At 72.0% G+C, this 23651-nt stretch carries 24 protein-coding genes and 2 pseudogenes; 13 read left to right on the top strand and 13 right to left on the bottom strand.

The window, feature by feature from the left end; all coding sequences use genetic code 11:
• Nucleotides 1-18: 18 nt before the first annotated feature.
• Entirely contained in the window at nucleotides 19-1638 is a 1620-nt protein-coding gene (locus tag ACWGJ5_RS26870) for an amidohydrolase (RefSeq protein ID WP_453312229.1), read from the bottom strand.
• Between the two features lie 28 nt (nucleotides 1639-1666).
• Nucleotides 1667-2299, bottom strand: coding sequence for a TetR/AcrR family transcriptional regulator (locus tag ACWGJ5_RS26865; RefSeq protein ID WP_453312228.1), 633 nt, complete (start codon nucleotides 2297-2299; stop codon nucleotides 1667-1669).
• A 91-nt stretch (nucleotides 2300-2390) separates the two neighbouring features.
• Between ACWGJ5_RS26865 and ACWGJ5_RS26860 the strand changes: the two genes are divergently transcribed.
• Nucleotides 2391-3851 (top strand): purine-cytosine permease family protein, encoded by a 1461-nt coding sequence (locus ACWGJ5_RS26860; protein ID WP_453312227.1) that lies wholly within the window; start codon nucleotides 2391-2393, stop codon nucleotides 3849-3851.
• Between the two features lie 16 nt (nucleotides 3852-3867).
• Here ACWGJ5_RS26860 and ACWGJ5_RS26855 read toward each other — a convergent pair whose 3' ends face one another.
• On the bottom strand, nucleotides 3868-4590 hold the full coding sequence (locus tag ACWGJ5_RS26855) for a DUF2625 family protein (protein ID WP_453312226.1): 723 nt from the start codon (nucleotides 4588-4590) through the stop codon (nucleotides 3868-3870).
• 46 nt (nucleotides 4591-4636) lie between these two features.
• The gene (locus tag ACWGJ5_RS26850) at nucleotides 4637-5113 is read right to left on the bottom strand and encodes a hypothetical protein (protein WP_453312225.1); all 477 of its coding nucleotides are present in this window, start codon (nucleotides 5111-5113) and stop codon (nucleotides 4637-4639) included.
• Nucleotides 5114-5236: 123 nt separating this feature from the next.
• Here ACWGJ5_RS26850 and ACWGJ5_RS26845 point away from each other — a divergent pair.
• From ACWGJ5_RS26845 to ACWGJ5_RS26835, 3 genes and pseudogenes are all read left to right on the top strand, one after another.
• Nucleotides 5237-5419, top strand: a pseudogene (locus tag ACWGJ5_RS26845) (VOC family protein); the annotation flags it as partial.
• 106 nt (nucleotides 5420-5525) lie between these two features.
• Nucleotides 5526-5885 (top strand): DUF779 domain-containing protein, encoded by a 360-nt coding sequence (locus tag ACWGJ5_RS26840; protein WP_453312224.1) that lies wholly within the window; start codon nucleotides 5526-5528, stop codon nucleotides 5883-5885.
• 163 nt (nucleotides 5886-6048) lie between these two features.
• The gene (locus ACWGJ5_RS26835; RefSeq protein ID WP_453312246.1) at nucleotides 6049-7221 is read left to right on the top strand and encodes a phosphodiester glycosidase family protein; all 1173 of its coding nucleotides are present in this window, start codon (nucleotides 6049-6051) and stop codon (nucleotides 7219-7221) included.
• A 2-nt stretch (nucleotides 7222-7223) separates the two neighbouring features.
• On the opposite strand, the gene ACWGJ5_RS26830 is transcribed toward ACWGJ5_RS26835, so the two are convergent.
• The 6 genes from ACWGJ5_RS26830 to ACWGJ5_RS26805 form a co-directional block, all read right to left on the bottom strand.
• Nucleotides 7224-7418, bottom strand: coding sequence for a hypothetical protein (locus ACWGJ5_RS26830; protein WP_228617178.1), 195 nt, complete (start codon nucleotides 7416-7418; stop codon nucleotides 7224-7226).
• Between the two features lie 103 nt (nucleotides 7419-7521).
• On the bottom strand, nucleotides 7522-8385 hold the full coding sequence (locus ACWGJ5_RS26825) for a phosphatidylinositol-specific phospholipase C/glycerophosphodiester phosphodiesterase family protein (RefSeq protein ID WP_453312223.1): 864 nt from the start codon (nucleotides 8383-8385) through the stop codon (nucleotides 7522-7524).
• 162 nt (nucleotides 8386-8547) lie between these two features.
• A complete protein-coding gene (locus tag ACWGJ5_RS26820) occupies nucleotides 8548-9630 on the bottom strand; it encodes an acyl-CoA dehydrogenase family protein (protein ID WP_453312222.1) in 1083 nt (360 codons plus the stop codon).
• The gene (locus ACWGJ5_RS26815) at nucleotides 9627-10808 is read right to left on the bottom strand and encodes an acyl-CoA dehydrogenase family protein (protein WP_453312221.1); all 1182 of its coding nucleotides are present in this window, start codon (nucleotides 10806-10808) and stop codon (nucleotides 9627-9629) included. Before ACWGJ5_RS26815 ends, ACWGJ5_RS26820 begins: the two co-directional genes overlap by 4 nt.
• Nucleotides 10805-11770, bottom strand: a complete 966-nt coding sequence (locus ACWGJ5_RS26810; protein WP_453312220.1) for an NADPH:quinone oxidoreductase family protein — start codon at nucleotides 11768-11770, stop codon at nucleotides 10805-10807. The genes ACWGJ5_RS26815 and ACWGJ5_RS26810 overlap by 4 nt, the downstream gene beginning before the upstream one ends.
• Before the next feature lie 107 nt (nucleotides 11771-11877).
• The gene (locus ACWGJ5_RS26805) at nucleotides 11878-12453 is read right to left on the bottom strand and encodes a helix-turn-helix domain-containing protein (protein WP_453312219.1); all 576 of its coding nucleotides are present in this window, start codon (nucleotides 12451-12453) and stop codon (nucleotides 11878-11880) included.
• A 65-nt stretch (nucleotides 12454-12518) separates the two neighbouring features.
• On the opposite strand from ACWGJ5_RS26805, the gene ACWGJ5_RS26800 reads away from it, so the two are divergent.
• The 5 genes from ACWGJ5_RS26800 to ACWGJ5_RS26780 all read left to right on the top strand — a co-directional run bounded on the left by ACWGJ5_RS26800 (nucleotide 12519) and on the right by ACWGJ5_RS26780 (nucleotide 17246).
• On the top strand, nucleotides 12519-13487 hold the full coding sequence (locus ACWGJ5_RS26800) for an NAD(P)/FAD-dependent oxidoreductase (RefSeq protein ID WP_453312218.1): 969 nt from the start codon (nucleotides 12519-12521) through the stop codon (nucleotides 13485-13487).
• A gap of 29 nt (nucleotides 13488-13516) precedes the next feature.
• Nucleotides 13517-15055 (top strand): ATP-dependent DNA ligase, encoded by a 1539-nt coding sequence (locus tag ACWGJ5_RS26795; protein ID WP_453312217.1) that lies wholly within the window; start codon nucleotides 13517-13519, stop codon nucleotides 15053-15055.
• Nucleotides 15052-15525, top strand: a complete 474-nt coding sequence (locus tag ACWGJ5_RS26790) for an NUDIX domain-containing protein (protein WP_453312216.1) — start codon at nucleotides 15052-15054, stop codon at nucleotides 15523-15525. Before ACWGJ5_RS26795 ends, ACWGJ5_RS26790 begins: the two co-directional genes overlap by 4 nt.
• 75 nt (nucleotides 15526-15600) lie before the next feature.
• Nucleotides 15601-16986: an NADP-dependent succinic semialdehyde dehydrogenase gene (locus ACWGJ5_RS26785; protein WP_453312215.1), complete on the top strand. Its 1386-nt coding sequence runs from the start codon at nucleotides 15601-15603 to the stop codon at nucleotides 16984-16986.
• Between the two features lie 26 nt (nucleotides 16987-17012).
• Nucleotides 17013-17246, top strand: coding sequence for a DUF6213 family protein (locus ACWGJ5_RS26780; protein ID WP_351607780.1), 234 nt, complete (start codon nucleotides 17013-17015; stop codon nucleotides 17244-17246).
• Between the two features lies 1 nt (nucleotide 17247).
• Here the strand turns inward: ACWGJ5_RS26780 and ACWGJ5_RS26775 are convergent, their stop codons facing one another.
• Nucleotides 17248-17904, bottom strand: a complete 657-nt coding sequence (locus ACWGJ5_RS26775; protein ID WP_453312214.1) for a thiaminase II/PqqC family protein — start codon at nucleotides 17902-17904, stop codon at nucleotides 17248-17250.
• Nucleotides 17905-18080: 176 nt separating this feature from the next.
• On the opposite strand from ACWGJ5_RS26775, the pseudogene ACWGJ5_RS26770 reads away from it, so the two are divergent.
• From ACWGJ5_RS26770 to ACWGJ5_RS26760, 3 genes and pseudogenes are all read left to right on the top strand, one after another.
• Nucleotides 18081-19136: pseudogene (locus ACWGJ5_RS26770) on the top strand (type III polyketide synthase); the annotation flags it as partial.
• A gap of 26 nt (nucleotides 19137-19162) precedes the next feature.
• A complete protein-coding gene (locus ACWGJ5_RS26765) occupies nucleotides 19163-20377 on the top strand; it encodes a cytochrome P450 (protein WP_453312213.1) in 1215 nt (404 codons plus the stop codon).
• A gap of 7 nt (nucleotides 20378-20384) precedes the next feature.
• Nucleotides 20385-20906, top strand: a complete 522-nt coding sequence (locus ACWGJ5_RS26760) for a cupin domain-containing protein (protein ID WP_453312212.1) — start codon at nucleotides 20385-20387, stop codon at nucleotides 20904-20906.
• On the opposite strand, the gene ACWGJ5_RS26755 is transcribed toward ACWGJ5_RS26760, so the two are convergent.
• Nucleotides 20903-22156, bottom strand: coding sequence for an acyl-CoA dehydrogenase family protein (locus tag ACWGJ5_RS26755; RefSeq protein WP_453312211.1), 1254 nt, complete (start codon nucleotides 22154-22156; stop codon nucleotides 20903-20905). The two genes, ACWGJ5_RS26760 and ACWGJ5_RS26755, sit on opposite strands and share 4 nt — an antisense overlap.
• 170 nt (nucleotides 22157-22326) lie before the next feature.
• Here ACWGJ5_RS26755 and ACWGJ5_RS26750 point away from each other — a divergent pair, with 170 nt between their 5' ends.
• Nucleotides 22327-22971, top strand: coding sequence for a TetR family transcriptional regulator (locus ACWGJ5_RS26750; protein WP_453312210.1), 645 nt, complete (start codon nucleotides 22327-22329; stop codon nucleotides 22969-22971).
• An 82-nt stretch (nucleotides 22972-23053) separates the two neighbouring features.
• On the opposite strand, the gene def is transcribed toward ACWGJ5_RS26750, so the two are convergent.
• Entirely contained in the window at nucleotides 23054-23608 is a 555-nt protein-coding gene (def, locus tag ACWGJ5_RS26745; protein WP_453312209.1) for a peptide deformylase, read from the bottom strand.
• Nucleotides 23609-23651: the final 43 nt, after the last annotated feature.

The raw sequence follows: 23651 nt of genomic DNA, 5'->3' as shown, positions 1-23651 counted from the left end.
CCGCGCCCTCCGGGGCGCTCAGCCCCCCATCCCCCGGTGCGTGACCCGGCCCCCGACCACCGTGAGCAGCACCGGCAGTTCCGCCAGGTCGGTGTCGGCCACCTTCAGCGGATCGTCGGCCAGCACCGTCAGGTCGGCGCGGTGGCCGACGGCGATCCGACCGGCCCGGTCCTCCTCCCCGGCGGCCCAAGCAGGACTGACGGTCATGGCCTGGAGTGCCTGCAGGGCGGTCAGGGCCTGGCCGGGGCCGTGCGGTGGCAGGGAGAGGTCGGCGGGGCGGCGGTGCCGGGCGCCGGCCATCACCTGCAGCGGCGGGTACGGCGCGATGGGCCAGTCGGAGCCGAGCACGACCCGGGCACCGGCCTCCCACAGGTCACGGCACCGGAAGGCACGCCCGGCACGCTCCGCGCCGAGCCGCCGCGACCAGTTGTCGGTGTGGTCGGCGCGGGTGAACTCGCAGCAGTGCGTGGGCTGCATGGAGGCGGCGACACCGAGCGGCCCGAACCGCCGTACGGTGTCGTCCGGGACCGTCTCGATGTGTTCGACGCGATGGCGTACGACGCCCGGACTCTCCGCCTGCGCCTTCTCCACCGAGTCGAGCACATGGCGCACCGCCGCGTCGCCGATCGCGTGGGTGGCCGTGGGCACACCGGCCCGGTGGAGGACGGCGACGACGTCGGTGTAGCGCTGCGGGTCGGGCCAGTGGGCGTGCGCCGACTCGCCGTGGCAGTCGGGGGTCTCCAGCCAGGCGGTGCCGTTGTCGATGGTGCCGTCCATGAAGAGCTTCACGCCCGCCACCCGCCACAGCGCACCGCCGGTGCCCTGGAGCCGGATGAGGTCGGCCACGGCGTCGTCGTCCGTCTCGGGCCGGCACCAGGGGGCGATCCGCAGCCGCAGCGGCAGGGCGTTCTCGGTCTCCAGCGCGGTGTAGACGGCGAGGCTGTCGCCGTTCGCGTCCATGGCGTGGCCGCCGGTGAGGCCGGAGGCGGCCATGGCGCGCAGCACCTCGGCGGTCCGGGCCCGCACCTCGGCCTCGGTGGGCCGGGGGGCGACGGCCTCGACGAGTTCACAGGCGGCGTCCTCCAGGAGCAGGCCGGTGGGCCGGCCGTCGGCGTCGCAGACGATCTCGGAGCCCTGCTCGAACCGGCGCGGGCCGTCGACGCCGGCGAGGTGCAGCGCGCGCTGGCTGGCGAGCGCCGAGTGGGCGTCGAACAGGTCGATGAGGGCGGGTACGGCGTCGAGGGCGGGTCCGAGGGACGCGCCCTCGACCGGGGCGGTGCCGAAGGCGTTGGGGTCCAGGCCCCAGCCGCGCAGCCAGGCGCCGGGGCGCAGCCGCCGTACCGCCGCGGCCAGCGCGGTCCGTACGGCGTCCAGGTCTCGGCAGCCGGACAGGTCCACGCCCATGGTGCGTTCGGCGCCGGACACCGGGTGCAGATGCCCGTCGGTGAGGCCGGCGGTCACCAGCCCTCCGCGCAGGTCCACGACCGTGGTGCCGGGCCCGGCGAGGGCGCGGGCCTCCCGGTCGTCGCCGAGGAACCCGATCCGCCCGTCCTGCGCGGCGAGCGCGGTGTGCGGAAGGAGCGCGCCGGTGCCGGGGTCGAGCAGCCGGGCGGAGAGCAGGACGAGATCGGCGGGCACGGGGGCTCCTTTTCTGCGAAGGGACGGGTCAGGCGGTGTGGTCCAGGGCACCGGCCGGCAGCCCCAGTTCCCGTTCCGCGGTCGTCATGGGCATGCGCAGCACCGCCGCCGGCCGCTGGGGGGTCACGGTGTTGGCGTGGGCGCCGAGGCCGTCGAGGACGACGAGGATGTGGATCGTCGCCGCGAGCGGGTCGTCCGTGCGGAACTCGCCGGCGGCGGCCCCGTCCCGGATCAGGGCTTCGAGCCGGCCGCGCCAGGCGGCCTCCTGCTCGGCGACCCGGTCGCGCAGGACCGGCCGGTAGCGGCTGAGATGGCGGGCGTTGATCCACAGCCGGCTGACGGCGTCGTACGCCTCTCCGGAGGTGCGGGCGAGGAAGCGGGCGAGGTGCCCGGTGGGGCTGCCCGCGGGGCGCTCGGCGGGGAGCAGACGGTCGAGTTCGGCGGTCGCGGCGCTGCCGAACGCCTCGGCGACGAGGTCCTCGGCCGAGGGGAAGTAGTGGCTGATCAGTCCCGGGCGCACCGCGAGTTCCTCGCCGATGCGGCGCAGGGTGATGCATTCCAGGCCCTCGCTGAGGGCGATGGCGGCGGCCGCGTCGACGATCTCCGCCCGCCGGGCGGCCGGGTCCTTGCGAATCCGTTTGCGCTGAATGCTTGACGACATACGAGGGATGCTATTGAGTGTCCGACCAATAAGCAACTGGTCGGGCGCCCAATAAGCGCCCGCGCCGATCCCACCGCTCCCGGAGGGCCTCATGGCGTCCACGCTCCCCGACCCGATCCCCGACGCACACACGCACCACACGGCCTCGGACGGGAAGAACACCGACATGTCCGGGGCTCCCGAGCGGACCGGCGGCATCGAGGCGCACGGCATCGACCACATCCCCGACTCCGAGCGGCGCGGGCGTCCCCGCGAGCTGTTCTCGGTGTGGGCCGCCGCCAACGTGAACTACCTCAGCCTGGTCGTCGGCGGCGCGCTGGTGCTGATGGGCCTGAGCCTGTGGCAGGCGCTGGCGGTGATCGTCGTCGGCAACCTGTTCTGGCTGCTCACCGGCCTGCTCGCGATCCCCGGACCGGCGGCGGGTGCACCCAGCGAGGTCATCACCCGGGCCATGTACGGCGTCCTCGGCAATCGGGTCAACAACGCGGTCACCGGCTGGATGATCTCCGTCTGCTACTTCGCGCTGAACCTGGCCGCCGCGGCGACCGCGGCCTTCTCGCTGGTCGCCCGGACCGGTCTGCCCGTGAACGCCGCGGTGAAGGCCGTCGTCGTGGTGCTGATCGCGGCGATCACCCTCGCCATCAGCGTCTGGGGGCACGCCGCGATCATCCGGCTCTATGTGCCGATCACCCTCGCCCTGACCGCCGTCTTCGGCGTGGCCGGCTTCGTGGTGGTGCGGCACACCGACTTCGGCTACGTCCCGGACCGGCCGCTGACCGGCACCGCCCTGTGGGCGACCCTGCTGGCCGGTGTCGCCCTCATCGCCTCGGGGCCGCTGTCGTACACCACCAGCGCGGACTTCTCCCGCTATCTGCCGAGCACCGCGTCCGCCAGGGCGGTGGCCGGCTGGACGGCGTTCGGCGGCTTCCTGTCCAGCGTCCTGGTCTGCGGCATCGGCGCGTTCGCCGCGACCGCCGTCGACATGAACGACCCGGAGTCCTCGCTGCAGCGGCTGCTGCCCGGCTGGTTCCGCCCGCTGTTCCTGCTCGCGCTGGTCCTCGGCACCGTCGCGCTCAACGCGCTGACCGCCTACAGCGCCGGTCTCGCCCTCCAGGCCGTCGGCCTCCGCATCCGGCGTTCCCGCAGCGTCCTCGTCGACGGCACCGTCTCCGTCGCCCTGACCCTGTACGCGCTGCTCGTCTCGGACTTCCTCGACACCGTCGGCAACGTGCTGCAACTGACCGTGGTCCTGCTCGGCCCGAGCACGGCCGTCTACGCCACCGACATCCTGCTGCGCCGCAACCGCTACGACGGCCTCGCCCTCGGCGACGAGTCCCGCAACGGTCCCTTCTGGTACACGGGCGGGTTCAACCGGGCCGGGGCGCTGGCCCTCGGGGCGGGCGTGGCCGCCTCCGCGGTGTGCGTCGACACCGCCTACACCGGACCCGTGGCCGCCGCCCTGGGCGGTGTCGACCTGGCCCTGCCGGCGGGTCTGATCGTGTCCTCGGCGGTGTACGCGCTGCTGATGCGCCGGATCCACGTCACCGGGTGAGACACGGCCCGCGGGCTCACACCTCGCCGAGGAAGCCGGGGTCGGCCGGACCGAGCCGCCGCGCGGAGTCGGCGGCGACTCCGAGGACCTCCCGCATCGCCACCGCCCGCCGACGGGTCGCGGCGAGATCCCGGTGCGCCTCCTCGGTCCACAGGAACGGGAAGACGGTGACGCCCTGCCCGAGGTCGAGGGCCGCCGCCTCCCCACGCCAGCCCGGCCAGCGCAGACCGTCGTAGAACGTCTCCAGCCGGCCGGACAGCAGCCACCACACCCAGGCGGAGTGGCCCATGTCCAGCGCCTCCCACTCCAGGGTGTCGGGCGCGAAGTACGTCATCTGTCCGGGCGCGCCGGGGCGGCCGGCACGGGCCGGGTCGTGGCCGTTGAGGCAGAACACCCCGCCGAGCACGTCGTGGCCGACCACGAGCCCGTCCGCCGGGTACCAGCCGGGGTCGGGCTGCGCGGGGAAGGCGTTGACCGCGCCGAGGCTCGGCAGCCCGCTCGCGGCCGACCCCGCGCCGTACACCCGTACCCATCCGTCGTCCAGGACGAGCCCGCCGCAGTGCAGGGTCAGCGCCCCCAGCACCGAGCGCGCGGTGACCTGGAGCTGCAGCAGACAGCGGCGGCCCTCGTCGGGGTCGGCGGGCAGGACCCGTAGCGGTACGGCGCTCGTGGCGAACACCTGCTGGAGTTCCGGCCAGGCCGGATCGGCCACCCGTACCAGCTCGTCGATGTCTCGCATCCGAGGATGATCGCAGGCCGGGTACGGCGGCCCCGCACGGGGCACATCAGCGGGACTTGCGGCGCTTGCGGTTGGGGCGGGGGGTGCGCTGAACCGCGTCCAACTCCCCTATCGCGGCACGGATGTGAGCCGGGTCGCCCCGACGCGCGCCACCGGCGCACCACCAGGACGGCCGGCCGTCGACGTCCCGCGGGTGCATGCCGAGGTCATGGACGGTGCAGACCGGCCACGCCCGCCACAGACGCTCCGTCACCGTGTCCTGGGCGGCGTCGGCGACGGCCATCAGGGCTTCGACGGCGGACCGCACGGGTGTCAGGGAGCTGCCGTGCGCCTCGCCGTTGGACAGCGCCACGTAGACCTCGTCCAGGTCCTCGCACTCCGGGTATGCGATCAGACGCAGGGGACGCTGATCGGGCAGGGTCGCCGCCAGGTCCCGGTTGACGGCCGCCAGCGCCTCGTCCCACAGCGGATGTTCGCCCTCGAGCACGAGGCGCGGCTCGGACCGGTCGAAGAAGGCGCACATGAGCCCATCCTCTCAGGGTCACGGCCCACTGCTCTGGTCGCCGTCCACCGCAGCCCACCACCCTTCGGAGCCGCGAGATGCAGGTACGCCGTGTCGTGCCCGACGTCCGGTCGACCGCGCTGCCGCAGAGCGCCGGTCGTCCCGGAGCTGAGCATCGGGGTCGATGACGTGGACGCGGTCTACGCGGCGATGCTGGACCGCGGCGCGGAGATCGTGCATCCCCTCACGGACGAGGAGTGGGGAGTACGGCGGTTCTTCGTGCGGGATCCTGGCGGCCGGGTGGTGAACGTGCTCAGCCATCTCTGAACGCCGGCCGCGGCACTGCGAGGCCTTCTGGACGGGGCGGTGACGATCCGTGAGACTGGGCCGGGTCCGACGCCCCGCGCCCCCGGCTCTTCAGGACGGTGACCCCATGGATGAGGAAACCCCGCGCGTCGAACTCACCCCCGAGGCCGCGGACCTGGTGCGGCGGCTGCACGCCGACCACGGCCCGCTGATGTTCCACCAGTCGGGCGGCTGCTGCGACGGCAGCGCGCCCATGTGCTACCCGGACGGCGAGTTCCGCACCGGCGACTCGGACGTGCTGTTGGCGGAGCTCGCGGTGGACGGCGTGGCCGAGCCCGTCACCTTCTGGATGTCCCGGGGCCAGTACCAGACCTGGAGCCACACCCGGCTGATCGTGGACGTGGTCCCCGGACGGGGCAGCGGCTTCTCGCTGGAGGCACCCGAGGGGGTGCGTTTTCTCACTCGTTCTCGCGTAGTCGACGCCTAGTCGGCCCGACCGTCGCCGCCCTCTGCTCCACTGCCCCTTGGAACCCGTTACGACAGCACGTACGGCAGGGACAGCTGACGAGGCATCAGGGGGCACGGTGATCAGACGTCGCAGGCGTTCGGCAGCAGGCAGAGCGGTTCTCACGGTTGTCACGGCGTTGGGTGTGCTGGCCGGTGCGGCCCTGACGGGGGCGGCACCGGCCGGCGCCGTACCGGCCGACAGACGTATCGCGCCGGGTGTCACCTACCGGCAGTTCGACGTCGACGCGGCCGCGGGCCCGGCACACGCCCATCTGCTCACGGTCGACCTGGCCAATCCGCACGTCCGCGTGGACATGCTGTACCCGGGCGCGGTGGCGGCCCGTGCCACCGTCTCCCGGATGGCGGACTCGGCCGGGGCGGTCGCGGGTGTCAACGGTGACTTCTTCAACATCACCGAGACCCAGCATCCGGGCGTGGAGGCCACCGGCGCGAGCGTCGGACCGGCGATCGCGGACGGGCAGGTGCTCAAGGCGGCGGTGCCGCAGGGCCAGCGGTTCGGCCCCGCGCTGCCGCCGGGCACGAGCACCCAGGACGTCTTCGGCGTGGGCACCGACCGACGGGCCCGGCTGGACCGCCTCTCCCTCGTCGGCAACGTGAACACGCCGGAGGGTTCCTACCAGTTGCGGGGACTCAACCAGTACGCGCTCCCGGAGAACTCCGTCGGCGCCTTCACCGCACTGTGGGGCAGCGCGTCCCGGATGCGTGCCGTCTGCGGCACCGACACCCAGCGGTCGGCGCCGTGCAGTACCGACACCTACGAGGTGAGGGTGGAGGGCGGCCGGGTGGTGTCCGCCTCCGACACCCCGGGCAGTGGCTCGATTCCGGCGGGCACCACCGTCCTGGTGGGCCGGGAGGAGGGTGCGCAGCGGCTGCGCAAGCTGTCCGTCGGGGACGCGGTGACCGTGACGCACTCCCTGGTGGCGGCCTCGTCCGGGGTGCCGTACGCCTTCGCGATCGGCGGCTTCCCGGTCCTCAGGGACGGCGAGGCGCTGTCCGGCCTGGACGACTCCGCCTCGGCGGTGCGCACGGTCGTGGGCTTCAGGGGCGACGGACAGCAGCTGCTGATCCTGGCGCTGGACGGGGCCACCGAGTACCGGACCGGTATGACGGTCGCGGAGGAGGCCGACGCCATGCGCTCGCTGGGCGCGTCCGACGCGTTCAACCTCGACGGCGGCGGCTCGACGGAGCTGGTCACCCGCGACGACGGGGCGAGCGCCGTGACGGTCCGCAACCATCCGAGCGGTGGTGCCGAGCGCCCTGTCGCGAACGGCATCGGGGTGTTCTCCGCCGGCTGATCTCAGGGCCGCAGGCTGCTCACCAGGTCGGCGGTCGTCATGAGCCCGCTGTGGATGGTGGGCGCCATGCTCGTGCCGGCCAGGAAGAAGCCGAGCAGCAAGCAGACCACGGCGTGGGAGATCTTCAGCGAGCAGTTGCGAATGAAGATCACGGCCAGGATCAGGAGCAGCAGGACCGCAGAGACGGGAATGACCACCAGGAACCTCCTCCGCCACGCCCCTTGAGTGGCGTTCCGGCCGCAAGTGTGGCGTAGCGGAGGGTTCGTCCGGGCGGCTGACGTGTCCCCCAAACGTGTGGTGTTACGCGGTGGGGTGGGTGTCGAGGAAGTTCTCCAGGCCGGCCAGGTCGTCGGTGTTCAGGTAGTCGACACCGGCGGCGAGCAGTTCCGTCCACAGGGCGTCGCGGGCCGGGCCCGCGGCGTCCGGGGTGGCCCAGAACCGCACCTGCTGCCCGCGCGCGTGCGCGGCGGCGGTGATGCTGCGCAGCTTCTGTCGCTCGGCGTCGGGGAACGCACCCTCGCCCGACCAGGTGAAGTTCTGTGTCCAGTTGTCGCTGATCAGCGAGATGAAGGTGGCGGGGGCGGCGGTGCCGAGGTCGGTGAGCCGGCCGTCGTAGAAGGCGCGCCGCTCTTCCTGTGCCTCCATGGGGATGCGGGCGGCGCGGTCGCCGGAGATGACGGCGGTGACCGGTCCGGGGTGCACGCGGCCGTGGGCGTACCGGGTGAACAGGTGCGGGTAGCGGCGCAGATGGCGGTCGAGTTCGAGGTACGTCGAGGAGCCCTCGGTCTTGATGTCGATCAGGAGCTGCAGCGGCCTGTGCCAACCTCGGTACACCGAGCCGTGGTCGGCCCGGACCCGGGCGGCGAGCGGGTCGAGGTAGAGGGATTCCAGGGTGCGGGACGGGTCCAGCTCGGAGCTGTCGTGCCCGATGAGGAGCTGGTCGCCGACGAGGAAGATGTCGGCCTCGACGCTGTTGAAGCGGTGGTCGAGCGCGTCGAACAGCGGCCGGGGGTGCTCGTAGTCGTTGTGGGCGTGCGCGTTCCACAGCGGATGCGGACCGCGCCGTGCGGTGCCCGCCCTGGCCTGCGACGCGGGCAGCGCGACCGCGCCGGCGAGGGCCGCGCCGAGGGTGGTGAGGGCTCTGCGACGGGTGGTGAGGGCCATGCTCTGCCTCCCTTGAGGTGCCGGATGGGACCGAAGGGAGTATGCGTGGCCTCACCACCGAAGAGGCCTTGTCTGGCGGGGAGTTGGCGCGTTGTTCACTTCTGCGGAGCAACGCACACGGAAAAGCCCGCCCCAGGCGGGGCGGGCTTCACACGGGTCGCGTCAGGGTGCCTGGAGGTCGACCAGTTCGGCCAGAGCCTCCCGGTGGGCGCCGGCCGTGCCGTAGGCGATCGAGTCCGCCTTGGCCCGCTTCAGATACAGGTGGATCGGGTGTTCCCAGGTCATCCCGATGCCGCCGTGCAGCTGCAGGGCCTCCTCCGTGGCGTGGACGGCGACCGGCGCCGCGTACGCCTGGGCGACGGCGACCGAGACGTCCGCGTCCTCGCCGGAGGCCAGCGCGTCGGCCGCGGCCCGGGCGGCCGCCCGCAGGTTGACGACCTCCAGCCACAGCTGGGCGAGCCGGTGCTTGAGCGCCTGGAATCCGCCGACCGGCCGGTTGAACTGCTTGCGCTCCTTCAGATAGCCAACCGTCTCGGTCAACGTCCAGTCGGCGATACCGAGTTGCTCGGAGGCGAGCAGTCCGGCGGCGGCGCGCAGGGCACGTCGTACGGCGGGTTCGGCCTCGCCGACGCGGCGGCCGGGAGCGCCGTCCAGCCGTACCGTCGCCAGCGGCCGGGTCAGGTCGAGGGCGGTCTGCGGGGTGACGGTCGCGGCGTCCGCGGTCACGGCGTACAGGCCGCCGTCGTCGGCCGGGACGAGCAGGACGTCGGCCACGGTCGCGTCGGCAACCCCGGTCAGCTCCCCGTGCAGGACGCCGTTGTCGAGTCGTACGGCCTTGAACGCGGCGCCCGGAGCCGCGTGCAGGCCGACCGCGAGGGCGCCGATGGTGCGCCCCGAGGCCAGTTGCTCCAGTAGTTCCTCGTCACCGCACGCCAGCAGGGCCTCGGTGGCCACCACCGCGCTGGTGAGATACGGCACCGGTGCGACCGCCCGCCCCAACTCCTCCAGGACGACGGCGACTTCGCGGGCGGAGGCGCCCTGGCCGCCCTGCTCCTCGGGCACCAGGAGCCCGGCCAGGCCCATGCCCTCGGCGAGGGACTTCCACAGGGCGAGGTCGTGCGGGGTGTCCGACTCGACGCGGGCGATGACGTGCGCCGGTGCGCAGTGGTCCGTCAGGAGGTCGCGGACGGCGGCGCGCAGCGCCTCTTCCTCCTCCGAGTACAGCAGGTCCGGCGCTTTTGTCATCGGGCCAGGTCCTTCCATGCGACGTCCTTGTCGGTGCGCGGCTCGGCGGGCAGGCCGAGGATCCGCTCGGCGACGATGTTCAGCAGGACCTCGCTGGTCCCGCCCTCGATGCTGTTGCCCTTGGAGCGCAGATAGCGGTAGCCGGCGTCACGGCCGGTGAAGTCGACCAGCTCGGGGCGGCGCATGGTCCAGTCGTCGTACAACAGGCCCTCGTCGCCCCGGAGTTCGACCTCCAGGCCGCTGATCTCCTGGTTGAGGCGGGCGAAGGCGAGCTTCATGCCGGAGCCCTCGTAGCCGGGCTGGCCGGCGACGAGCTGCTGGCGCAGGCGTTCGGCGGTGAGGCGCGAGACCTCGGCCTCGACCCACAGCTTCAGCAGGCGCTGGTGCAGTTCGTGGGTGCGCAGCCCGGGACGTTCGCGCCAGGTCTTGGCGACCGGGCCGATCATGCCGCCCTCGCGGGGCAGCCGCATGCCGCCGATGGCCACGCGTTCGTTGTTGAGCGTGGTCTGGGCGACCCGCCAGCCGTTACCGACCTCGCCGAGGCGGCAGGAGTCGGGGAGGCGGACGTCGGTGAGGAAGACCTCGTTGAACTCCGCCTCGCCGGTGATCTGGCGCAATGGCCGGACCTCGACACCGGGGTCGGTCATGTCGCAGAGGAAGTAGGTGATGCCGGCGTGCTTGGGCACGCTGGGGTCCGTGCGGGCGATGAGGATGGCCCAGCGGGCGTTGTGCGCGCCGGACGTCCACACCTTCTGGCCGTTGACGACCCAGGTGTCGCCTTCCCGCACGGCCCGGGTGCCGAGCGCGGCCAGGTCGGATCCGGCGCCGGGCTCGCTGAACAGCTGGCACCAGACCTCCTCCCCCGTCCACAGCGGCCGCAGATAGCGCTGCTTCTGCTCCTCCGTGCCGTACTTCAGGATGGTCGGCGCGGCCATGCCGAGCCCGATGCCGTTGCGGCGCGCGTCGTTGTCGGGGGCGCCGGCGGCCTCCAGCTCGGCGTCCACGACGGCCTGGAGGTGGCGGGGTGCGCCCAGTCCGCCGAGGCCCTCGGGGTAGTGCACCCAGGCGAGGCCGGCGTCGAAGCGGGCGCGCAGGAACTCGAGGCGGTCGGTGTCCGCGGGGGGATGCGCGGCCAGCAACTCCCGTGTGCGGCGGCGCAGTTCTTCGGCTTCGGTCATGCTGATTCCTCCATCACCACGGCGATCCGGCCGGTGGACCGGCCGTCCGCCACCTTCTGCACGGCCGCGGCGGCCTCGCCCAGCGGCACCCGCTCGCTGACCAGCGGCCTGATCGCGCCCCGGGCGGCCAGTTCGGTCAGTTCCTCGTGGCAGCGCAGGATGAGCTTGGGGTTCTTGGTCGCGTACAGGCCCCAGTGCAGGCCGAGGATCGCGTAGTTCTTCACCAGCGCGTGGTTGAGGGCCGGGCTGGGGATGGTGCCGCTCGCGAAGCCGACCACGACGATCCGGCCCTCGAAGGCGACGAGCTTGGCGGACTGGGCGTAGGCCTCGCCGCCCACGGGGTCGTAGATCACGTCCGCGCCCCGGCCGCCGGTGGCCTCCTTCACGGCCGTGATCACGTCCTCGGAGCGGCGGTCGACCACCACGTCACAGCCCAGCTCGCGGGCCACGGCGGCCTTGTCCGCGCCGCCGACGACACCGATCACCTTGGCCCCGGCCGCCTTGCCGAGCTGGACGGCGGCGCTGCCGACACCGCCGGCGGCGGCGTGCACGAGCAGGGTCTCCCCCGCCTCCAGGTGGGCCCGGCGGTGCAGGCCGAACCAGCCGGTCTGGTAGCCGATGTGCAGGGCGGCGGCCTCGGCGTCGTCCAGCGCCTCGGGCGCCGGCAGCAGGGTGCGGGCGTCGGCGAGGGCGTACTCGGCGAAACCGCCGTACGGCAGCGCGGGGTTGGCGATCACCCGGCGGCCGTCCTCGGTCTCGCCGCAGATCTCCACACCGGGCGTGAACGGCAGCGGCGGGCGCACCTGGTACTGGCCCCGGCACAGCAGCGCGTCCGGGAAGTTGATGTTGGCGGCGCGCACGCGCAGCAGCACCTGGCCCTCTCCGGGCACGGGCCGCTCCACCTCCGCCAGGCGCATCACCTCGCTCGGCTCGCCGTTCTCGTGCACTTGCCATGCCTGCATGCGGGGCCTCCACGGGACTGCTTCGTCTGACCGGGTCCGATCGCATACTAAGCGGTCGCTTGCCGATCAGGGAACAGTCGGCCGCACCCCGGTGCGCGTCGTGTCGGTCACTTCCGGGACGTCGGACGCGCCCGCACGTGCATCCGCTCCCCCTGCGGCCCGAACAGGCTGAGGAACTCCACCGGCCCCTCCCCCGTCGAACCGAACCAGTGCGGCACGCGGGTGTCGAACTCGGCGGCCTCCCCCGCCGTCAGCACCACGTCGTGCTCGCCGAGGACCAGCCGCAGTCGTCCGGACAGCACATACAGCCACTCGTAGCCCTCGTGGGTGCGCGGCTCCGGTTCGAGCTCGCGCTTCGGTTCCAGCACCTTGAAGGCCTGCAGGCCGCCGGGCTGGCGGGTCAGCGGCCAGTGGGTGCGCCCGTGCCGCACGATCGGCTCGGACCGCACCCGGGGGTCCCCCACCGGCGGCGCCCCGACCAGCTCGTCCAGCGGCACCTGATGGGCCTGGGCGATCGGCAGCAGCAGTTCCAGGCTGGGCTTGCGCAGACCGGACTCCAGCCGGGAGAGCGTGCTGACGGAGATGCCGGTGGCCTCGGACAGCGCCGCAAGGGTCACCTCCCGGTCCTTGCGGATGCGGCGCAGCCGGGGGCCCACTTCGGCCAGTACGTCGTCCGTGCTCATGCCCTCTATTGCAGGAACGGCAAATATGTTTGTCAATCCCGCAGGCCTCGGGCGACCGTCGCGTCATGACCCAGAACACCGAGAACGGCAGGTACGAAGTAGTGGTCGTGGGGGGCGGAGCCGCCGGGCTCTCCGCCGCGCTGGTCCTCGGCCGCGCCCGGCGCCGCACCCTGGTCGTCGACGCGGGCGAGCCGCGCAACGCGCCGTCCGCGCACATGCAGGGCTATCTGTCCCGCGACGGCATGTCCCCGGCCGAGTTCCTGGCCGTCGGGCGCGAGGAGATCGCCCGGTACGGAGTGGAGCTGGTCCGGGACCGGGTCGTGGACGCGGACAAGGACGAGGACGAGGAGTTCACCGTGGTACTCGCGGGCGGAGGGACCGTCCAGGCCCGGCAGCTGGTGATCGCCACGGGCCTGAAGGACGAGCTCCCGGATGTCCCCGGCCTGGCCGAGCGGTTCGGCCGGGATGTGATCCACTGCCCGTACTGCCACGGCTGGGAGGCCCGCGACCTGCCGACCGGGGTGCTCGCGACCTCCGCGCTGAGCGTGCACCAGGCACTCATGGTCACCCAGTGGTCGAAGGACGTGCGGTTCTTCCTGCACGAGGTGAGCGAGTCGGAACTGACGGACGCCGACCTGCGCCGGCTGTCCGCCGCCGGGGTCACGGTCGTGCCCGGGAAGGTCGCGGAACTCGTCGTCGCCGACGACCGGCTCACCGGGGTCCGGCTCGCCGGGGGTACCCCCTCCGGGAGAGGCACGGTCCACGACCGCGCCGTGCTGTACGCCGCCCCGCGCGCCGTACCGAACAACGAGCTGTTGCTGAAGCTGGGAGCCGAGCTGCAGCAGACCCCGTTCGGCGCCTACCCGGTGGTCGACGAGCGGGGCCTGACGACCGTGCCCGGGCTGTGGGCGGCGGGCAACGCCGGCGGCTTCGCCGAGCAGGTGATCAACGCGGCCAGCCGCGGCTACCGGGCGGGTGCGGCGATCAACGGGGACCTGCTGTTCGCCGATCTCGACGCTGCCGTCCGGGTGTAGGCCCGGGGCCCCGGGTGCACTCTGATGCCATGCTGCTGACCCGGCTGGCCCAGGTGTCCCGGGAGGTCGCCGCAACGGCGGCCCGGTCCCGCAAGACGGCGCTGCTCGCGGAGCTGTTCCGGGAGGCGGAGGCGGACGACGTGCCGATCGTCATCCCGTACCTGGCCGGGCGGCTGCCGCAGGGCCGGCTGGGCGTCGGCTGGAAGGTGCTGAGCCGCCCGGTACCCCCGGCCGACGAGCCCACGCTCACGGTCCGGGAGGTCGACGCCCTGCTCGGCGACCTGGGCAAAGTGTCCGGGCCGGGCTCGCAGGCGGAGCGGGTCCGGCTGGTGGGCGAGCTGATGGGCTCGGCCACCGGGGAGGAACAGCTCTTTCTGCGCGCTCTGCTCACCGGCGAGGTACGGCAGGGCGCGCTGGACGCGGTCGCGGTGGAGGGGCTCGCCCGGGCGACCGGCGCCGACCCGGCCGCCGTACGCCGGGCGGTGATGCTCGCCGGGTCGCTGCAGACGGTCGCCCAGGCCCTGCTCGGCGAGGGACCCGGGGCGCTCGAGAGGTTCCGGCTCACCGTGGGCCGCCCGGTGCTGCCGATGCTGGCGCACAGCGCGTCCTCGGTCGCCGAGGCGGTGGAGAAGCTGGGCGCCTGCGCGGTGGAGGAGAAGCTGGACGGCATCCGGGTGCAGGTCCACCGGGACGGCGACACCGTCCGGGTGCACACCCGCACCCTGGACGACATCACCGGACGGCTGCCCGAAGTGACCGCCGCGGCACGTCAGTTGCGGGGCGAGCGGTTCATCCTGGACGGCGAGGTGATCTCCTTCGACGCGGCCGGCCGGCCCCGGTCCTTCCAGGAGACCTCGGGCCGGGTCGGCTCCCGTACGGACGTCGCGAAGGCCGCCGGGGAGACCCCGGTCTCCCCCGTCTTCTTCGACGTCCTGTCGGTCGACGGCACCGATCTGCTGGACCTGCCCTTCGCCGAGCGGCACGCGCGGCTGGCGCGGCTGGTGCCGGAGCCGATGCGGGTGCGCCGGAAGGTCGCCTCCGGACCGGGGGACATCGCGGAGGCGGAACGGTTCCTCGCCGAGACCCTGGCCCGTGGCCACGAGGGCGTGGTGGTCAAGGCGCTGGACGCGCCGTACAGCGCGGGCCGGCGCGGCGCCGCGTGGCTGAAGGTCAAGCCCGTCCACACCCTCGACCTGGTCGTGCTGGCCGCCGAGTGGGGTCACGGCCGCCGTACGGGCAGGCTCTCCAACCTCCACCTCGGCGCCCGCACCCCGGACGGCGGCTTCGCCATGCTCGGCAAGACCTTCAAGGGCATGACCGACGCGATGCTCGCCTGGCAGACCGAGCGGCTGCAGGAGCTGGCCGTGGAGGACGACGGCTGGGTGGTCCGGGTCCGCCCCGAACTCGTCGTGGAGATCGCCTACGACGGCCTCCAGCGCTCCACCCGCTACCAGGCCGGCGTCACCCTGCGCTTCGCCCGCGTGGTCCGCTACCGCGAGGACAAACACCCCGGGGATGCCGATACCGTGGAGGCCCTGCTGGCGGCCCACCCGGAGGTCAGGCCATGACGGTGCGTGCGACGAAGCGCAGCGCGGGACTGCTGTTGTTCCGGCACACCGATGAGGGCCTGGAGGTATTGCTCGGCCATATGGGAGGTCCGCTCTGGGCGAAGAAGGACGCCGGGGCGTGGACCGTCCCCAAGGGCGAGTACGACCCCGAAGAGCCCGCCTGGGAGGCCGCCCGGCGCGAGTTCCAGGAGGAACTGGGGCTGGCGCCGCCCGACGGGAAGGCCGTACCGCTGGGTGAGGTGGCGCAGAAGAACGGCAAGATCGTCACGGCGTGGGCCGTCGAGGCGGACCCTGACCTGAGCGGATTCAGCCCCGGCACCTTCTCCATGGAGTGGCCGCCGCGGTCCGGCCGTATGCGGGAGTTCCCGGAGCTGGACCGCGTGGAGTGGCTCGGCCTGGACCGGGCCCGTGCGCTGATCATCGCGGCGCAGACCGAGTTTCTCGACCGGCTGGCGGAGCACTCGGGCTGAAGGGGGTAGCACGCGTTGCGCACGGCCGTACCGCGCGCGAAGGTCTAAACAAGCCCGCTCCCAGGGAGGTCAGCCATGCCCATCGCGACGGTGAACCCGGCGAACGGCGAGACGCTCAAGACGTACGAGCCCATGGGCGAGGAGGAGCTGGAACGCCGGCTCCAGCTCGCCGAGGCCACGTTCCGCACCTACCGGACGACCACGTTCGCCGACCGCGCCCGCTTGCTGAACAAGGCCGCCGCCCTGCTGGACGAGGATCAGCAGGAGGCCGCCAGGATGATGACCACGGAAATGGGCAAGCCGATCAAGCAGGCCCGCGCGGAGGTCGCGAAGTGCGCCAAGGCGATGCGCTGGTACGCCGAACGCGCCGAGGGGCTGCTGGCCGACGAGGAGCCCGCCGAGCCGGACGTGAAGGACTCCGGCGCGTCCCGGGTCCGGGTGCGGTACCGGCCGCTGGGGCCCGTGCTCGCGGTGATGCCGTGGAACTTCCCGCTGTGGCAGGTGATCCGGTTCGCCGCGCCCGCGCTGATGGCCGGCAACGTGGGCCTGCTCAAGCACGCCTCCAACGTCCCCCAGACGGCCCTGTACCTGGAGGACCTCTTCCACCGGGCGGGCTTCACGGAGGGCTGCTTCCAGACGCTGCTGATCGGCTCGGCGGCGGTGGACGACATCCTGCGCGACGAACGGATCAAGGCGGCCACCCTGACCGGCAGCGAGCCGGCGGGCCGGGCGGTCGCCTCCACCGCCGGCGAGATGATCAAGAAGACGGTGCTGGAGCTGGGCGGCAGCGACCCGTACATCGTGATGCCCTCCGCCGACCTGGACCGGGCGGCCGCGATCGCGGTCACCGCGCGGGCGCAGAACACCGGGCAGTCGTGCATCGCCGCCAAGCGGTTCATCGTGCACACCGACGTCTACGACGCCTTCGCCGGGAAGTTCGTCGCGGGTATGAAGGCGCTCAGGACCGGCGACCCCCTGGAGGAGGAGACGGACATCGGGCCGCTCGCCAGCGAGCGCGGCCGGGCCGATCTGGAGGAACTCGTCGACGACGCCAGGCGCACCGGGGCCGAGGTGCTGTGCGGCGGCGAGCGCCCCGACGGTCCGGGCTGGTTCTACCCGCCCACCGTGCTCGCCGGCGTCACCCGCGAGATGCGCATCCACCGGGAGGAGGCGTTCGGGCCGGTGGCCACGCTGTACCGGGCCGGCGACCTGGACGAGGCGATCCTGATCGCCAACGACTCGCTGTTCGGGCTCAGTTCGAACGTCTGGACGCGCGAGGAGGGCGAGATCGAGCGGTTCGCCCGCGACCTGGAGGCCGGATCCGTGTACGTCAACGGCATGACCGCCTCCCATCCGGCGTTCCCGTTCGGCGGGGTCAAGCGGTCCGGATACGGGCGTGAGCTGTCCGGGCACGGAATCCGGGAGTTCTGCAACATCACCACGGTTTGGCAGGGTGCGTGAGCGGTGCGCGGCTACCATCCCCTTTTGTGAACCGCGAAGTGACCCTGCCTCTGATCGTCGACGACTGCGGTACCTTGCAGGTGGCTGCGGCCGACGTGAGTAAGTTGCTGCGGACCGTGGGCGGGCGATGGCTGCGGCTTGTCGAGGCCGGGGAACAGGGGCTGGACGAGGATACGGTCGCTGCTTTGACCATTGAGCTGGCCAAGCTCGCGGATCGCATCGATGTGGCCTGCATCGCACACAGCAGCGGGGCCCCCTAGGTCAGGTCGCCTGCCCCACCGTCAGCCAGAACATCCCCTCGTACATCTGAAGCAGGCTCCCGTAGGTGTGTGCGCGGTCCGCGGTCAAGGCGCCCGTGTCCAGGGCCGCCTGTACCGCTGCCGTCGCCTGTTCGTCCAGGTCCGGGGCCGGTTGGGCGAAGAAGTCGAAGAAGGCGCAGGCGGCGTCCCCGAAGCCGTAGTGCGTGCGCAGGCCCCGCGCGATGCGGGCGCAGTAGTCGCCCCAGGCGGAGAAGTTCGCGGTGAGGGCGACGACGACGTCGGCCGGGGAGGCGTTGAGGGCCAGCCAGGAGACGTAGGCGGGGTAGGCCTGGCAACCCGCCAGGGGGACGTAGGTGCGGGCGCGCTCCTCGGTCACCCCGCAGGCCCGGGCGAAGCCCTCCAGATGGGCTGCCGCCAGCTCCTCGCCGGTCGCGAGCGTGGTGAAGTAGGCCGCCGAGGCGGGGTCGGCGTGCCCGGCCAGGTGTTCGAAGGAGCGGCGGTCGGCGGGGATCACCCACTGCTGTTCCAGGGCCAGACGGGCGAGGGCCCCAGGAGGTGCCTCACCGCGTTCCACCCGGGGGACGAAGGGGTTGGCGACCGGGTCGGGGGCGAGTGCCCTGGTGGTCGTCTCCAGCAGATCCCTGGCCGTTGCGGTCATGGTGTTCTCCCTCCCGTGGACACGCGGATTCCTACCCGGCCCTGACGCCGGTGTCCCCGGTCTGGAGTAGTCCGGCGCGAGATCGTCGCCGGGTCGAGTGATCGTGGGTGAACCACCTCCTGAGGTGAACGACCCTCTGACCGGCGGGGCGCAAGCCCTCCGGAAGGCGAAAGCAGGCACGGCTCATGGCGACTTTGTGCAGACCCTCGGTGTCGGTTCCCGAACACGTGATCACAATGGAGGAGACGCTGGAGCTGGCGCGCTCCCGCCACGAGGACCACCCCCAACTGCCGCTCGCGCTGCGGCTGATAGAGAACACGGGCGTCAGGACACGGCACATCGTGCAGCCCATCGAGGAGACCCTGAAGCACCCCGGCTTCGAGGAGCGCAACAAGCTCTACGAGGCCGAGGCCAAGTCCCGGGTCCCCGCGGTGATCCAGCGGGCGCTCGACGACGCGGAACTCCTCACCAGCGACATCGACGTGATCGTCTACGTCTCGTGCACGGGCTTCATGATGCCCTCGCTCACGGCGTGGCTGATCAACGAGATGGACTTCGACCCGACCACCCGACAGCTTCCCATCGCCCAGTTGGGCTGCGCGGCCGGCGGCGCGGCGATCAACCGCGCGCACGACTTCTGCACGGCCTACCCCGACGCCAACGCACTCATCGTGGCCTGCGAGTTCTGCTCGCTGTGCTACCAGCCCACCGACCTGGGCGTGGGCTCGCTGCTCTCCAACGGCCTGTTCGGTGACGGCATAGCCGCCGCCGTGGTCCGCGGCAAGGGCGGCACCGGCGTCGAGCTGGAACGCAACGGCTCGTACCTGATCCCGAAGACCGAGGAGTGGATCATGTACGACGTCCGGGCGACGGGGTTCCACTTCCTGCTCGACAAGCGGGTGCCGGCCACCATGGAGCCGCTGGCCCCGGCGCTGCAGGACCTCGCGGGCATGCACGGCTGGGACGCGTCCGACCTGGACTTCTACATCGTCCACGCCGGCGGGCCGCGCATCCTCGACGACCTCAGCAAGTTCCTCCAGGTCGACCCGCACGCCTTCCGGTTCAGCCGGGCCACCCTCACCGAGTACGGCAACATCGCCTCCGGCGTCGTGCTGGACGCGCTGCGCCGGCTGTTCGACGAGGGCGGCGCCCAGCACCGGGCGCGCGGACTCCTCGCCGGGTTCGGCCCCGGCATCACCGCGGAAATGGCGCTGGGCCGCTGGCACAGCTGAACACCGAGAGACGGTTCGAGTACGGCATGACCGAAGAGACGCTCACCGAGACCCTGCCCCCGATCCGGCACTGGCCGGCGCTCGACCTGACCGGGACGGACTTCGACCCGGTGCTGAGAGAACTCATGCGCGAAGGACCGGTCACCCGCATCCAACTGCCCAACGGCGAGGGCTGGGCCTGGCTGGTCACCCGGATGGACGACGTGCGCATGGTGACCAACGACCCCCGCTTCAGCCGCGAGGAGGTCATGAAGAAGCCGGTCACCCGGCTGGCCCCGCACTTCATCCCGGACCCCGGCGCGGTCGGCTTCCTCGACCCGCCCGACCACACCCGGCTGCGCCGCTCGGTGGCGGCCGCGTTCACCGCCAAGGGCGTGGAGCGGGTGCGGGAGAAGGCGCGCGCCATGCTGGAGGAGCTGGTCGACGAACTCCTCCAGGACGGCCCGCCCGCCGATCTCACCGCGGCGATCCTCAGCCCGTTCCCGATCGCGGTGATCTGCGAGCTGATGGGCGTCCCGGCCGCCGACCGGCACACCATGCACACCTGGACCCAGCTCATCCTGTCCTCCTCCAACGGCAAGGAGATCAGCGAGAAGGCCAAACGTGAGATGGCCGCCTACTTCTCCGACCTGATCGGGCTGCGCGAGAACAGCACGGCCGAGGACGTCACCTCGCTGCTCGGCGCCGCGGTGGGCCGGGGCGAGGTCACCCTGGAGGAGGCCGTCGGACTGGCCGGTCTCCTCCAGATCGGCGGCGAGGCGGTCACCAACAACAGCGGGCAGATGTTCTATCTGCTGCTGACCCGCCCCGACCTGGTGGAGCGGCTGCGCGCGGAACCGGAGATCCGCCCCAGGGCGATCGACGAGCTCCTGCGCTGGATCCCGCACCGCAACGCGGTCGGCCTGTCCCGGATCGCCTTGGAGGACGTGGAGATCCGGGGGGTGCGGATCCGCGCGGGCGACGCGGTGTACAACTCCTACCTGGCCGCCAACCGCGACCCGGAGGTCTTCCCCGACCCGGAGACCATCGACTTCTCCCGCAGCCCGAACCCGCACGTCTCGTTCGGCTTCGGCCCGCACTTCTGCCCCGGCAACATGCTGGCCCGGCTGGAGGAGGAACTCATGGTGGACGCCCTGCTGGACCGGATTCCGGGCCTGCGGCTGGCCGTGGCACCGGAGAAGGTGCCCTTCAAGAAGGGTGCGCTGATCCGGGGCCCCGAGGCCCTTCCGGTGACCTGGTGAGTGACCGATGACGGAGACCGAGGGACTGTACGTACCGCCGGGTCACGGCCGCGTCGTCGACACACCGGCCCAGCGGGTGACGTTCAAGGTCACCGGCATGCACTCGCGGATGGCCTCCACCTTCGAGGTGGAGGTCCCGCCGGGCTTCGACGTGGGCGCCCATGTGCACACGCGCAGCGAGGAGTTGTTCTACGTCCTGGAGGGCGAACTGGACGTCCTCGCCTTCGAGCCGCGCATCCGCACTTCCGACAACTGGCAGAGATGGGAGTCCAGTTCGGGCAGCCGGGTGGTGCGGGCGACGCCGGGCACGGTGATCGTCGTACCACCGGGGTGCCCGCACGCGTTCGCCAATCCGACGGACACCCCGGTGAAGATGTTCTTCCAGGCCGCTCCGCCCCCGGATCACGAGCGCTACTTCGAGGAGTTGCTGGAGATCCTGGGGAACGGGGGCCCGCCGGACCAGGAGGCGATCGAGGCGCTGCGGGCCAAGTACGACATCGAGCAGCTGACGCCGCTCAGGCATCGTTAGCGGATGGGCATGCCCGAGAGGGCGCGGGCGATCACCAGCCGCTGGATCTCGCTCGTGCCCTCGAAGATCGTGTAGATCGCGCTGTCCCGGTGCATGCGCTCCACCGGGTACTCCCTGGTGTAGCCGTTGCCGCCGAGGATCTGGATGGCCTGGGCGGTGACCTTCTTCGCCGTCTCGCTGGCGAACAGCTTGGACATGGAGCCCTCGGCGGCGGTGAACGGCCTGCCGTTGACCGCCATCCAGGACGCACGCCAGACCAGCAGGCGGGCGGCGTCGACCTGCGTCCGCATGTCCGCCAGCTGGAAGGCCACGCCCTGGTTGTCGATGATCGGCCGGCCGAACTGCTCGCGGGTCATGGCGTAGTCGAGGGCGACCTCGTACGCGGCCCGGGCGGTGCCGACCGCCATGGCGCCGACCGCCGGGCGGGACGCCTCGAACGTGGCCATCGCCGCGTTCTTGACGCTTCCCCAGCCTCCGGCCGGGGGGACCCCCACGCCGCCCTTCGCGGCCTTCTCCCGCGCCCGGGCCAGCCGCTCGTCCAGCTTCTCCTTGCCGCCGAGGAGGCAGGACCCGGGGACGCGGACGTTGTCGAGGACGACCTCGGCGGTGTGCGAGGCGCGGATGCCGTGCTTCTTGAACTTCTGGCCCTGGGCCAGGCCCGGCGTCCCCGGCGGGACGATGAAGGAGGCGTGCCCCTTCGAGCCCAGCTCCGGGTCGACGCTGGCGACGACGACGTGGACGTTGGCGATGCCGCCGTTGGTCGCCCAGGTCTTCGTGCCGTTGATCACCCACTCGTCCTTGGCCTCGTCGTACACGGCACGCGTGCGCATGGAGGCGACGTCGGAGCCGGCGTCGGGCTCGGAGGAGCAGAACGCGGCCACCTTGACGTCATGGACGTCGCCGTACATCTGCGGGATCCAGGTTCCGATCTGTTCCTCGGTTCCGTTGGCGAGAACGCCCACGGCGGCGAGTCCGGTGCCCACAATGGACAGGGCGATGCCCGCGTCGCCCCAGAACAGCTCCTCCATGGCCATCGGGATGCCGAGGCCGGTGGGGTCGAAGTACTGCTGCGCATAGAAGTCGAGGGAGTAGATGCCGACCTTCGCGGCCTCCTGGATGACCGGCCAGGGAGTCTCCTCGCGCTCGTCCCACTCGGCGGCCGCGGGGCGGATCACGTCGGCGGCGAAGCCATGGAGCCAGTCCCGGACTTCCTTCTGTTCGTCGTTCAGCTCCATGGTGAACTCGGCCATGTCCCCTCCAGCGGCGGCGATGCGATGTTACTAGCGGTAACCCGAGTGTGTTACCGACGGGTAGGAAAAGTCAACCGCTGATGACGTCTCGGCATCCCGTTCGATGTCAGGGGCGCGGTCAGTGTTAGTTTGCGCAGGCGTCACCGAATCAGCACGGGTGGGGAGAGCACATGGACACCACACAGCGGACCGATCAGCAGCGGTCCGCCGACCGCCGACGGCGCGAGCTGCTGGAGGCCGCCGACCGGGTGGTGCTGCGCGACGGCCCGCAGGCGTCGATGAACGCGATCGCGGCCGAGGCGGGCATCACCAAACCGATCCTCTACCGCCACTTCGGCGACAAGGGGGGCCTGTACGCGGCTCTGGCCAAGCGGCACACGGACGCGCTGCTCGATTCGCTGCGGGCCGCGCTGGACGCTCCCGCGGACCGGCGGGAGCGGGTCGAGTCGACGCTGGACACGTATCTCGCCGCGATCGAGGCGCGGCCCCAGGTGTACCGCTTCCTGATGCACCCGGCGGAGGGGAGCGCGGGTGCGGAGCAGGGCTTCGACGTCGGCAAGCATTCGGCGCCGTTGCTCCGCAGGATGGGCGAGGAGTTGGCCCAGGTCATCGAGGAGCGGGTGGATCTCGGTCCGGAGAGCCAGCAGCTGGCCCGGGTGTGGGGGCACGGGATCGTCGGGATGATGCATGCGGCGGGTGACTGGTGGCTGGGGGAACGGCCTTGTTCCCGGGCCGAGTTGGTGCGGTCCCTGGCTGATCTGCTCTGGGGACGGCTTGCTGCCGCGGGGGACAAAATGGGCGGTCCGGGGTTCTGAGGGTCGCTTGTCGGGTGCGGGCCGGTGGGGGCTTGTCGCGGCCACGCGGCAAAGCCGCATATCGGTACAGCCCCGCACCCCTTCAAGCCGGACCGGCCCCCCGGTTCCATGAGGCTCGCTTGATCCGCCTCGCCAGTCTGCGCTTGCGCCAACCCGTCAGGTGATCCGCATAGACCCGGCCCTCCACGTGGTCGTACTCATGCTGCAAGCACCGTGCGAAGAACCCCGTGCCGTGCACGGTCACCGGCTCCCCCGTCACCGTGCAGCCCTCGATCACCGCATGGTCGTAGCGCTCGGTGCCCGCCTCCAGGCCCGGCAGGGACAGGCAACCCTCCGGGCCCCGGATCACCACCCCGTCCGCCTCCACCAGACGCGGGTTCACCACATGTCCAAGATGCCGGACATCGTCGTCGTCCGGGCAGTCGTACACGAACACCCGCAGCGGCACCCCCACCTGATTCGCCGCCAGGCCGACCCCCTGCGCCGCGTACATCGTGGCGAACAGGTCCTCCACGAGGGCCGCCAGTTCGGGGCCGAATTCGGTTACTTCCCGGCATTGTTCGCGCAAAGCCACGTCGCCGAGCAGGGTGAGAGGCCGGACTCGCCCGTGGGCGCCCGGAATGGAACCGTGTCGCATGGCGGCAAGGGTACGGTTCGTTCAGCCCATGCCCGCCGCTCAA

It is taken from the genome of Streptomyces sp. NPDC054783, from assembly GCF_053611725.1.
This window is presented reverse-complemented; position numbering and strand designations above follow the sequence as displayed.